Source organism: Fenollaria sp., assembly GCF_057222035.1.
In genome coordinates this window covers 1-11282 of sequence record NZ_JBXXYC010000007.1, presented here as the reverse complement: position 1 = coordinate 11282, position 11282 = coordinate 1, and the positions used below count along the sequence as shown (strand labels likewise).

Genomic DNA, 11282 nt, shown 5'->3' with positions numbered 1-11282 from the left:
ATGAAAAGATCAAAGATATTAATTAATATACTGATTATAATAACAAGTTTATTTTTAATATACAAGGTCTACTCATACATTGACTTAAAAAGGCAAGAGAAAGAGTCCGTGGATATTTATAAAGAGATTGAAGAAAAAGTTTCTAAAAAGGATAATAAAGATGAGGATCATGCTAATGGCGAGGCTGATGAAGCTAAAGAAGAGGCAAAGAAGGTCGACTTTGATGCGCTAGAAGCCATTAACAAAGATATCGTTTGCTGGCTAGAATCAGACGAGGGAAGTATTGACTACCCTGTCGTTAAGGGCAAGGACAATTACTACTATCTTTATCGAGCTGCCAATGGCAAGAGGAATCTAGTCGGATCCATCTTTATGGATTATAGAAATGAATCTATTGATGACCCCATGGTCATGATATATGGACACATGATTAAAAATGGAACGATGTTTGCATCGCTTCATAAGTTTAAAGATAATCCAAGTGAGACAGGCTTTACAATTTACACGAGAGAGCAAGATTTTAGAACCACTTGCACTCTTGCAGCCAGAATCTCAGGAGAAACTTATATCAATCCGAAAGATTACAAGACTTTTAAACAAAGAAAAAAATTCTACAATTTTCTCAAGAAGCACGCAGTTTATGATACTAACTACGAGCTAAAAGAGGACGACAAGATAATTAATTTTGTTACTTGCACTTATGAGGCCAACAATCAAAGGCTCATAGTATTAAGTATTGTGGATAAATAAGAGGTACCCCTATGTAGCGATGCATAGGGGCATTTTTATGTCTTGCTTATAGTTTTGTTTTAGTTTCATAATCTAGATAAATTTGCTCTTAACTAATACTATGTATATAGTTTTGTGAAAATTATTTTTTGTGCATAAAAATATTTTAAGAGCGAAACTATTCAAAAAAACCTAAAAAACAATGGCTAAGTATAAAATTTTAAAATATTTTCGACTTCCGCACGATTTCACTTTACAAAAACAAAGCTTTGTGCTATAATATAGTTGTAGATAAGATAGGACTAGTAAAATCAGCATAGTATTTACTAATCACAGTATTTACTATGTGAAAGCATCATAGAAATCGGGGTGATGATATGCTACTGATTGAAACTTTATTTATAGTACAAATTTTTATATTCGTATTCTTTCCAAGTGTTATTGAACAAGATAAATTAGTGGAAGGAATCAATAACTGCGACAGTGAGATAAAGTTTGAGAATGTAGTTATAGAAAACGACTCTGAATGGGACGCTGCTTTACAAGAAGTTTATGACATAATTAGAACAAGGAGCGACTGCAAATTTGAAGCTATTGACTTTGAGAAAATTTCGTCGAGCTACAGCAAGTCGAGGAAGACGCTCACCATTAAGCCTAAGTTTAAGCAAGATCTTAGCACATTAAATGCTAAGAAAGCTAAAACTGATGGCTATGCAAAGGAATTAAAAAATGTTGTTGATTCTTGGCCAAAGAATCTTAGTGATGTACAAAAACTTGAAAAGATCAACGACTATATACTAGGTAAGTCAGATTACTACTATGAAGTGCTTAACAGCGCTCAAGGTGATAATATGACTACAAAGAATGGTTTTTATTACTATTCTTGGCAAGCCATCATGGATGAAGGCAAAGGAGTATGCGAAGCGTACTCGAATCTTTTCAACCGTATGTGCGAGCTATGCGGCATCGAATCTCAAACTGTTTCGAATGCTGATCACGCTTGGAACAAAGCAAAGATCAATGGCGAGTGGAAATACTTCGATGTTACCTGGAATGACACTACAAATAAGAAGAGAAAATATTTTAACCTAAGCTATCAAGCAATGGCAGCTGATGGTCAACACTAATACAATAAGATTATTTAATTATCCGCATCAAACGATGCGGATTTTTTATGCCGATTGACAATAAAATTTATTTGATATAAAATATATTATAGAAATAAAATTATAGATAATAATAAGGAGTGATATACATGGGAGAATATAAAGAGACGCTTAAAATGGTGCTTGATGAATTTCAAGCCGAGGCGAATTTAAAGGAAGGCGAGATACTTGTAGTTGGCTGCTCGACTAGTGAGGTTGTTGGCGGACGCATAGGCAAGGCATCGTCGATGGATGTCGCTAAAGAATTTATAGATATTTTTATGGATTTTGCAAAAGAACATAAGATTTATCTTGCTTTTCAATGCTGTGAGCACTTAAACAGAGCCATCGTCACTACAAGAGAGTGCATGGAAAAATATTTTCTTGAAGAGGTAAGTGTTGTGCCTAAGATGCATGCAGGCGGATCTATGGCGACTATCGCTTATAAAAAATTAGCTGATCCTGTTGTGGTTGAAGCTATTCAAGCACACGCGGGTCTTGACATCGGAGACACTTTTATTGGTATGCACATAAAACCGGTTGCTGTTCCAGTTAGAGTCAGCGTGAAAGAGATTGGAGACGCGCACTTAACTCTTGTTAGAAGAAGACCAAAACTTATAGGCGGCGAAAGAGCACAATATAAATAAATGACGAGGAGCGTTGTGCTCCTCTATTTTATATGATAAATTAATAAAATTTATTTAGATAATATTTTTATAGTTTATTTACATAGAAAAATATTTTCTCAAGGTCATTATCACAGTTAAAATTATTAAAATAATCATGCTCATTGCTTTACAAATAGCTAAATTTGTGATAAAATAATAGGAGAATAGTTTTAATTATTATCAAAGGAGGATAAAATGTACGATATAATTGTAGTGGGCGCCGGCCCTGCAGGTGTTTCTGCTGCTCTATATGCAAAGAGCCGCGGCTTCAATGTGCTTTTGTTAGAGAAGGACGAAGTTGGAGGCCTTATTAAAAGTGTTTCACATGTAACTCATTATGTGGGTTTATCTGAGGGCGAATCAGGTGAAACTTTCAGGGAAAAGTTAGAAAATCAAATCGCAGAAGCTGATATTGAGCTAAAATATGAAGAGGTCATCGAACTTGACTTAAAATATGAGTTAAAAAAGGTAAAAACTAGACAAAACTCATACAATGCAAAGGCAGTAATCATCGCTATGGGCTCTACTCCAAAGGATTTAGGCCTTGAGAATGAAAAAGAAATTGGAGTTGAACACTCAGCTTTAGGTCTTGATGATGAGATTGAAGACAGAATCATCTTCGTTGCGGGCGGTTCGGACGGAGCTGCTAAGGAAGCTTTATATCTATCAAAGCTTGCCAAGAAGGTTTATTTAATCGAAGAAAAGGATGAGCTTGGCATGATTGACGAGTTCAAGGAAAAGATTGAAAATTCTGACAATATCGAGGCGATGACATCATCTAAGATTGTTAGCGCAAGCGGAACAAGAGATAAGATAACTGAAGTTTGTGTATATGACTCAACTGAGAAGGAAGAAAAGATTTTTGAGAATGGCGAGGACGAATTCCTTATATTTGCCTATATTGGTCAAGCGCCAAACACTGAGCTAGTTAAGGACAGCCTTGAAATGTCAGGAGCATATATAAAGACCGATGGAGTTAAGACATCAATCCCAGGTGTATTCGCTTGTGGAGATATTATTGACAAAAAGATTAGACAGATAGCAACTGCTGTAGCTGAGGGCTGCACTTGCGCTATCGAAGCACAAAAATATTTAGGATATTAAAAAATACAAAGAAGGGGTGTAAAGATGGAGTTTATTGGAAATGCATTAACATTTGACGATATACTGCTAGTACCAAATTTTTCGGAAATTTTGCCAAAAGAAACTAATACTGAAACTAGATTAACTAAAAAAATTAAGCTAAATATACCGATGATGAGTGCTGGCATGGATACTGTAACTGAATCAAAGATGGCTATCGCGATGGCGAGAGAAGGCGGTATTGGTATAATTCATAAGAATATGTCAATTGAGGACCAAGCTATCGAAGTTGACAGAGTTAAGAGAAGTGAACACGGTGTAATCACTGATCCGTTCTATCTATCTGCTGAACATAAGATTGCTGACGCTGAAGCTATTATGAAAAAGTACAAAATTTCTGGTGTGCCTATAACTGATGAAGACGGCAAACTTGTTGGTATCATCACTAACAGAGACATGAGATTTGAAACTAACATGGAAAAGAAAATTGCTGAGGTTATGACTAAGGATAATCTTGTAACTGGCAGAGAAGGTGTTTCCATGGATGAAGCTTTGGACGTTATGAAGGTTCATAAGATTGAAAAGCTTCCAATTGTTGACGAAAACTTCCATCTAAGAGGACTTATAACTATTAAGGATATAGAAAAGTCTATCGAATTCCCTAATTCTGCTAAAGATGATCAAGGAAGACTTCTTTGCGGAGCAGCTGTTGGTATAACTGAGGACATGCTTGTAAGAGTTAAGGCTCTATATGATGCAAAAGTTGACGTTATCGTTCTAGATACTGCTCACGGTCATTCAAAGGGAGTACTTGACGCTGTTAGAAGCATTAAAAAGGAATTCCCTGATTTACAAGTGATAGCAGGTAACGTAGCAACTTACGAAGGTACTAAGGCTCTTATGGATGCTGGTGCTGACTGCGTTAAAGTTGGTATAGGACCTGGATCTATCTGTACAACAAGAGTTGTAACAGGTATTGGCGTTCCTCAAGTAAGCGCTATCATGGAAGCATATAGAGCATCTCAAGAAACTGGCATACCTATAATTGCTGACGGTGGTATAAAATATTCTGGAGACGTTACTAAGGCGATAGCTGCTGGTGCTGACGTTGTTATGATGGGTTCATTATTCGCAGGTACTGACGAATCACCAGGAGAAGAAGTTATTTTCGAAGGCAGAAGATATAAAGAATACAGAGGCATGGGCTCACTAGCAGCGATGAAGGCTGGTTCATCTGACAGATATTTCCAATCAAAGGCTAAGAAGTATGTACCAGAAGGTGTTGAAGGAAGAGTTCATTATAAAGGAAAAGTTGGCGAAGTTATTTATCAATTACTTGGCGGATTAAAATCAGGTATGGGCTACCTTGGATGCAAGGACATTCCTACACTTAAGACAAATTCAAGATACGTTCAAATTACAAGCGCATCACTAATTGAAAACCATCCACATGATATCACTATAACTAAGGAAACTCCTAACTATTCACCAAAGAATAACAGGGACTAAGCCATGGATAAAATGAAAAAAGTTTTAGACAAAGGTTATGTAAGGCTTGTAAACCATTTAGGTAGCGACCTTACTGTAGTTAATGCGGCAAGAGTTTCTTATCAAAAAGAATCTTTTGAATTGGATCAAAATGACGAGAAATTAATTAGCTTTTTAGCTAAACATGATCACACATCGCCATTTAGACACGCTATGCTACAATTTGAAGTGTATGCACCGCTTATGGTAGCTAGACAATGGTGGAAATACATTGTTGGTTCATCTCACATGGAAGGCATTGGCGATACTATGAACGGCTGGAATGAATCTTCTAGACGCTATGTTACTGAAGAGCCAGTATTTTATGTGCCAAATGAAAATGAATGGAGAAGCATGCCTGACAATAAAAAGCAAGGCAGCGGCGAACCAGTTGCTACTGAATTAGGCAAAGAATATACAAAAGATTTACTTGAACTTATTGAAAAAGGTCAAGGATTATATGAAAAAGCTATGGAAGATGGCATTTGCTCTGAACAAGCAAGACTTTTCTTGCCAGCTTATAGTTTATATGTAAGATGGTACTGGACAGCGTCACTTCAATCAGTTGCTCACTTTATTAAGCAAAGGATGGATGGACACGCTCAAAAAGAAATCAGAGATTACGCAAAAGTTGTATATGACTTAAGCTTAGAGGATTTCCCAGTAGCAATGAAGGCTCTTATCGAGCACATGAATTAATGAAAATATATTTTACAAGACACGGTTTAACAGAATACAATAAGGAGAGGAGAATTCAAGGCTTACTTGATTCTCCTCTTACACTTGAAGGCAAAGAGAAAGCGAAGGAACTTGGTGCTAGATTAAAGGATGAAGGTATTGAAATCATATACTCATCAGATCAAAAGAGAGCTATGGATAGCGCTAAAATCATTAACGAGGCATTAAAGCTAGACATCATTCCAGATAGAAAACTTAGAGAGGTGTCTATGCTTAGCCACGAGGGCATGACTTGGGCAGAAAGTGTTGCAACTGATCCAGATAGAGAAGATTTAATCATGCAAAGGCCAGACCTTTTTAACGAAGGCGGCATATATCCATACAGAGATGCACTTGAAGACGCCATTGCTTTTATTTTTGAGCTCATAAAAACTAATTATGAGAAAGTTCTTGTTATGACTCACGGAAGCAAGCTAAGAGTGATAACAACTGTCTTAGAAGGACTTGATTTAAAAGATACTAACAAGGTAGAGCTTATTAAAGGCTTGAGCCTTAAGATATATGATTATAATGAAGGAAAATTTAAGCTCCTTCATGATGATGAAGATTATGACAACTTTGTATAGGAGGCAAAATGACAGAAGATAGATATAACAATCCCTTAGTAAGAAAACCAATTTATCAATTATTAATAAAATATGCTGTGCCATCGATATTAGCATTTTTAGTTAGTGCTCTATACAATATTGTCGATCAAATTTTTATAGGCAACATTGTAGGTCACTTAGGTAACGCAGCTACAACAGTTAGCTTCCCCATATCTACAATATCCACAGCGATAGCTTTACTTTTAGGCATAGGAACAGCATCAAACTACAGTATATACAAGGGTAGAGGCGATGATGAAAGAGCCGAAAGGACAGTTGCAACAGGAATTACAGGATTGCTTTTCTTTGCTGGGCTTGAACTCGCTTTAGTTATGACGTTCATAAATCCGCTTTTAAAGTTATTTGGAGCGAGTGAGAACATATTTCAATACGCTTATGATTACACATCGATCACATCCATGGCAATAGTATTTATAGTGTTTTCAATAGCTCTCTCCCATATAATAAGAGCTGATGGATCACCAAAATACGCTATGATGCTGAATGTAGTAGGAGCAATACTTAACATTGTTTTAGACTACATATTCATGGTCAACTTAAATATGGGCATCAAAGGCGCTGCATGGGCGACATTCATAGGACAAGCGGTGAGCTTTTTATTAGCACTATACTATATATTCTTCTTGAAAGATAATCCAATCCGTAAAAAAGATTTCAAGATACATAAAGAAGAATTGGCTGCCATACTTAAACTTGGCTCAGCAGCCTGCATTAATCAATTGGCAATGGTTGTTGTGCAGATAGTTATGAATAATGTCATGACTCATTACGGAGCGATGAGTAAGTATGGACCAGATATACCGCTAGCTGCAGTCGGCATCGCGTCAAAGCTCTACATCGTGCTTATAGGCTTTAACATAGGTCTTGCTCAAGGCGGACAGCCAATCATCGGATACAATTATGGCGCCAAAATTTATAGACGTGTTAAGGACACATATCTAACAACAATTAAGATTTCAGTCATCTATAGTACAATATTTTTCTTGATTGTTGAGATATGGCCACAAATTTTTGTAAATATCTTTGGTAAAGGCAATGATCTTTATATGGAATTTACTACTATATTACTACGTATAACACTGATAATGACAGCCTTAAACGGTCTTCAACCAATTACAGCAAACTTTTACACATCCATCGGCAAGGCGCGTTTAGGAATATTTGTCTCATTAACAAGACAAGTATTATTCTATCTACCACTGATTATAGTTTTGCCACAATTCTTTGGCATATTAGGAGCGCTTTACGCAACACCAATCGCAGACTTCATAGCTTTTGTGCTAGCAATGTATTTTGTTGTTAGAGAGTTCAAAGCCATGAGCAAGGCGGGAGATGAGGTAATTTTAGATGCAGAAATTCATTAAGTATTTTAAAATAATATTAATATCGCTACTAGTTTTAATTTTATTCTTTGGGCTTTATTATTACAATAAGCTTTCTAAAAAGGATAATAAATTAGTTATAGTCGATGAAACAAAGATAAATCAAAAGACAGAGGAAAAGCTTGAGGGCGAACTAGTCTTTGCCTTTTTTGGTATAGACGGGGAGAATGGTCTTGGATATATCAAGAAAAAACTTGCGAAGCTTGAAGGCAAAACTGGCGAAGATAGGTATTTTACTACAGGTAACCCATCTGACACCATGATGCTTGTTAAGATTGATAAAAAAACTGGTAAAGTTAATGTAGTTAGCGTACCGAGAGATACGAGAGTTAAGATAGTGGGCCACGAAGGTATGAGAAAGATTAATGCATCATTTGCAAAAGATGGTCCTTATGCAGCCATTGACACACTTAGAGAATTTTCTAACGTTGATGTAACAAATTATATCGCAGTTGACTACAAAGGCGTTAAGGCCATAGTCGATATTATCGGCGGAATCGAGATAGATGTGCCATTTGATATGGACTACGATGACCCGACAGACTCGCCTCCTCTACACATTCACTTAAAGAAAGGCAAGCAAAAACTAGATGGCAAGGGAGCTATGGAGTTTCTTAGATTTAGAAAATCAAATCATGGCCAAGGCGATAAATTCTTAGGAGACGTCGGAAGAGTCACTCATCAACAGTATTTCATCAAAGAACTTATGAAACAAACACTTAGCGCAAATAACGTGACAAAGCTTCCACGTATGATACAAGCAGGACTTGAACACGTATTAACAAACATTAGCATAGATGAAATGCTTGAGCTAGCAAAAGTATTTACATCATATTCACAAGATAAGCTTACGATTGAGACAATACCAGGCACAGATAAATACGAGGGCGGCGCTTCTTATTTCATCGCAGATGAGGAAGAGACTGCTAAACTATTCACAAAGATATTTAAATAAGGGGAGGAAGAAAGATGGACGCATTTTATTTTTATAATCCAGTAAAAATTCATTTTGGAGAAGGATCAATTAGAGCACTAAAGGACGAGATGAAGCCATATAAGAAGGTTTTACTTACTTATGGTAAAGGCAGCATCAAGAAAAATGGCATTTACGATAAAGTTATGGAAGCACTTGAAGGCAAAGAAGTTTATGAACTTTCAGAAATAATGCCAAACCCAAGAGTTGAGAAAGTTTATGAAGGCATCAAAATTGTTAAGGAACATGATATTGATTTCATCCTAGCAGTTGGAGGCGGCTCAACTATAGACTGCTCTAAGGCAATAGCTGCTGGCGCAAAAACTGACGAAGATTTTTGGAAGAAATATTTTATCAACAAAGACGAAGTTTTAGACGCAACACCATTAGGAAGTGTATTGACAATGGCTGGAACAGGCAGTGAAATGGATAACGGCGGCGTTATCACTAACTGGGAAGAACAATTGAAGCTAAGCTTCGGAGGTGATCCATGCTATCCAAAATTCTCAATCCTTGACCCAACATACACATACTCATTACCAAAGCATCACTTAATCAGCGGTACAGTAGATATGTTCAGCCATGTTATGGAAGAATATTTCTCAATGCCAGACGAAGAGAATACTACAGACGAAATAAGCGAAGCACTTATGAGAACCATAATTGAAAATATTTATATAGCCTTAGATGACCCAAGAAATTATAGAGCAAGAGCAAATCTTATGTGGGCATCAACACTTGCAATCAACGGACTTACATCACTTGGCAAACGTTCAGACTGGTTAAGCCACAGACTTGAACATACAGTATCAGCCTTCTATGACGTTTCGCATGGCATGGGACTTGCAGTAATGCATCCAAATTATTTAAAATACGTATACAAAGGACATGAAAAGAAATTTAGAAGATGGGCAGAAAACGTTTGGAAGATGGATACATCAAAGATGACAGACGACGAAGCCGCAATCAAGTCCATAGAAAGATTACAAGAGTTCTTCAAATCCATCGGCGCGCCAACAACACTTAAAGAATTAGGAGTGCAAAGAGATAAAATTGAAGACATGGCAAAGAAGACGGGCGTTTACAAGACAAGCTATTCAGATTTAAAATTACAAGACGTAATTAATATTTACGAACAAGCATACGAATAAAATTTATTTATATATATAAGGAAGAAAGTTTTTAATGAAAGACATACAGACAGAAAGACTAATCTTAAGAGACGCAAGCGTAAGCGATGCAGAAGATATGTTTGAATACGCAAAGCTTGAAGAAGTGACAAAACATCTTTCTTGGAAGCCGCATCAAACAGTCAAAGACTCAGAAAAAATCCTTGATGCACTAAGCAAAGAAGCAAGGGAAAAAGACTCCTACGTATTAAAAGCCATAGTCCTAAAAGAAAATAATAAAATGATAGGAACCATAGACGCGAGAATCTTTGGCGAGGGACAAAAAGACTCCGAGTTCGGTTACTGCCTAAATCCAAAGTATTGGAACAAAGGCTACATGAGCGAAGCACTTAAAGCATTCATGGAAGCACTTCACAAAGAATGCAGCATTGAAAATATATTCGGCTCATTTGAAAGAGAAAATATAGCTTCAAAGAGAGTAATGCAAAAGAATGAAATGTATTATTACGAAACAGTGAAGAGGAACTTTAAAAACAAGGGAGAAGTGGAGCTAATACGCTATAAAGAGTTAAGGATTTCTTAACTATATAATATATTAATGGCAGTGGATATATGTCCACTGCTTTTTTATGTGTAAAGGCATATGGCATATGACGAGTAAATAATTTAATATTTAATGTAAAAATAATTTAAAATTAAAAACTAAAAACTAATTTCTTAGATAGAATGAGATGATTGGGCGAAGTGGACCGACGAGGCAAGCGCAGTGTATAATTAAATACTCGAGCATTGCCGAGGAAGGATCCGTAAGATCAACCAAAATTGTCTTCGCTTCACTCGACACTTTTGTGATCTCTGGAATAAATCATACATAGCCAATCGAACATCGCTAACGCTTGTTCTCTTGGTGTATGAAATTAACAATCTCAAGGGCGCTAGTGCGAAGCACCAAGGTTCTCGGGCCCCATTCAAAGCGAAGCTTTGTAAATGGGTGAGGTTCTTCTTTTATTAAGAAATATACAACAGATAGTATTAGGCGAAGCATCTACATACAATTTTAAAATTTTTTTAAAAAATTTTAAAAAAAAGCAAAAAAAGACTTGACAAACATAACAAATAAATGGTAGAATGGATAAGTCATCTGGAAAGACTCCAGAAGGCAAGCAAAACTGAATAAAAGTGAAAAGAACGATTTAAACCAATCAATTTTTTTATTGATAAATAATTTCGAATTTAAGAGCCAAGGTTAACTTGGGATTAAATAAACCATTTAATCGAGAGTTTGATCCTGGCTCAGGA

At 36.3% G+C, this 11282-nt stretch carries 11 protein-coding genes; all 11 read left to right on the top strand.

Annotated features, from left to right (window positions below):
* The 11 genes from AC2UOP_RS05770 to AC2UOP_RS05720 all read left to right on the top strand — a co-directional run bounded on the left by AC2UOP_RS05770 (position 1) and on the right by AC2UOP_RS05720 (position 10566).
* Positions 1-750: a sortase domain-containing protein gene (locus AC2UOP_RS05770; protein ID WP_484832967.1), complete on the top strand. Its 750-nt coding sequence runs from the start codon at positions 1-3 to the stop codon at positions 748-750.
* Between the two features lie 356 nt (positions 751-1106).
* A complete protein-coding gene (locus tag AC2UOP_RS05765; RefSeq protein WP_484832966.1) occupies positions 1107-1856 on the top strand; it encodes a transglutaminase domain-containing protein in 750 nt (249 codons plus the stop codon).
* 128 nt (positions 1857-1984) lie between these two features.
* Positions 1985-2521, top strand: coding sequence for a TIGR01440 family protein (locus AC2UOP_RS05760; RefSeq protein ID WP_484832965.1), 537 nt, complete (start codon positions 1985-1987; stop codon positions 2519-2521).
* 216 nt (positions 2522-2737) lie between these two features.
* Positions 2738-3646, top strand: a complete 909-nt coding sequence (locus AC2UOP_RS05755; protein ID WP_484832964.1) for an NAD(P)/FAD-dependent oxidoreductase — start codon at positions 2738-2740, stop codon at positions 3644-3646.
* A gap of 24 nt (positions 3647-3670) precedes the next feature.
* Positions 3671-5134, top strand: a complete 1464-nt coding sequence (guaB, locus tag AC2UOP_RS05750) for an IMP dehydrogenase (protein ID WP_085839553.1) — start codon at positions 3671-3673, stop codon at positions 5132-5134.
* Between the two features lie 3 nt (positions 5135-5137).
* Positions 5138-5851, top strand: a complete 714-nt coding sequence (thyX, locus tag AC2UOP_RS05745) for an FAD-dependent thymidylate synthase (RefSeq protein ID WP_484832963.1) — start codon at positions 5138-5140, stop codon at positions 5849-5851.
* Positions 5851-6456, top strand: a complete 606-nt coding sequence (locus AC2UOP_RS05740; RefSeq protein WP_070600234.1) for a histidine phosphatase family protein — start codon at positions 5851-5853, stop codon at positions 6454-6456. The genes thyX and AC2UOP_RS05740 overlap by 1 nt, the downstream gene beginning before the upstream one ends.
* Before the next feature lie 8 nt (positions 6457-6464).
* Complete coding sequence (locus AC2UOP_RS05735; RefSeq protein ID WP_484832962.1) at positions 6465-7862, top strand: MATE family efflux transporter; 1398 nt, start codon at positions 6465-6467, stop codon at positions 7860-7862.
* Positions 7846-8835 (top strand): LCP family protein, encoded by a 990-nt coding sequence (locus AC2UOP_RS05730; RefSeq protein WP_085839556.1) that lies wholly within the window; start codon positions 7846-7848, stop codon positions 8833-8835. The genes AC2UOP_RS05735 and AC2UOP_RS05730 overlap by 17 nt, the downstream gene beginning before the upstream one ends.
* 14 nt (positions 8836-8849) lie before the next feature.
* A complete protein-coding gene (locus AC2UOP_RS05725; protein WP_484832961.1) occupies positions 8850-10004 on the top strand; it encodes an iron-containing alcohol dehydrogenase in 1155 nt (384 codons plus the stop codon).
* Positions 10005-10038: 34 nt separating this feature from the next.
* Entirely contained in the window at positions 10039-10566 is a 528-nt protein-coding gene (locus AC2UOP_RS05720) for a GNAT family N-acetyltransferase (RefSeq protein ID WP_484832960.1), read from the top strand.
* Positions 10567-11282: the final 716 nt, after the last annotated feature.

Bases quoted from the DNA above. Each gene is read 5' to 3' on its own strand.
- AC2UOP_RS05770 (WP_484832967.1), top strand. From the start codon at position 1: ATGAAAAGATCAAAGATATTAATTAATATACTGATTATAATAACAAGT.
- AC2UOP_RS05765 (WP_484832966.1), top strand. From the start codon at position 1,107: ATGCTACTGATTGAAACTTTATTTATAGTACAAATTTTTATATTCGTA.
- AC2UOP_RS05760 (WP_484832965.1), top strand. From the start codon at position 1,985: ATGGGAGAATATAAAGAGACGCTTAAAATGGTGCTTGATGAATTTCAA.
- AC2UOP_RS05755 (WP_484832964.1), top strand. From the start codon at position 2,738: ATGTACGATATAATTGTAGTGGGCGCCGGCCCTGCAGGTGTTTCTGCT.
- guaB (WP_085839553.1), top strand. From the start codon at position 3,671: ATGGAGTTTATTGGAAATGCATTAACATTTGACGATATACTGCTAGTA.
- thyX (WP_484832963.1), top strand. From the start codon at position 5,138: ATGGATAAAATGAAAAAAGTTTTAGACAAAGGTTATGTAAGGCTTGTA.
- AC2UOP_RS05740 (WP_070600234.1), top strand. From the start codon at position 5,851: ATGAAAATATATTTTACAAGACACGGTTTAACAGAATACAATAAGGAG.
- AC2UOP_RS05735 (WP_484832962.1), top strand. From the start codon at position 6,465: ATGACAGAAGATAGATATAACAATCCCTTAGTAAGAAAACCAATTTAT.
- AC2UOP_RS05730 (WP_085839556.1), top strand. From the start codon at position 7,846: ATGCAGAAATTCATTAAGTATTTTAAAATAATATTAATATCGCTACTA.
- AC2UOP_RS05725 (WP_484832961.1), top strand. From the start codon at position 8,850: ATGGACGCATTTTATTTTTATAATCCAGTAAAAATTCATTTTGGAGAA.
- AC2UOP_RS05720 (WP_484832960.1), top strand. From the start codon at position 10,039: ATGAAAGACATACAGACAGAAAGACTAATCTTAAGAGACGCAAGCGTA.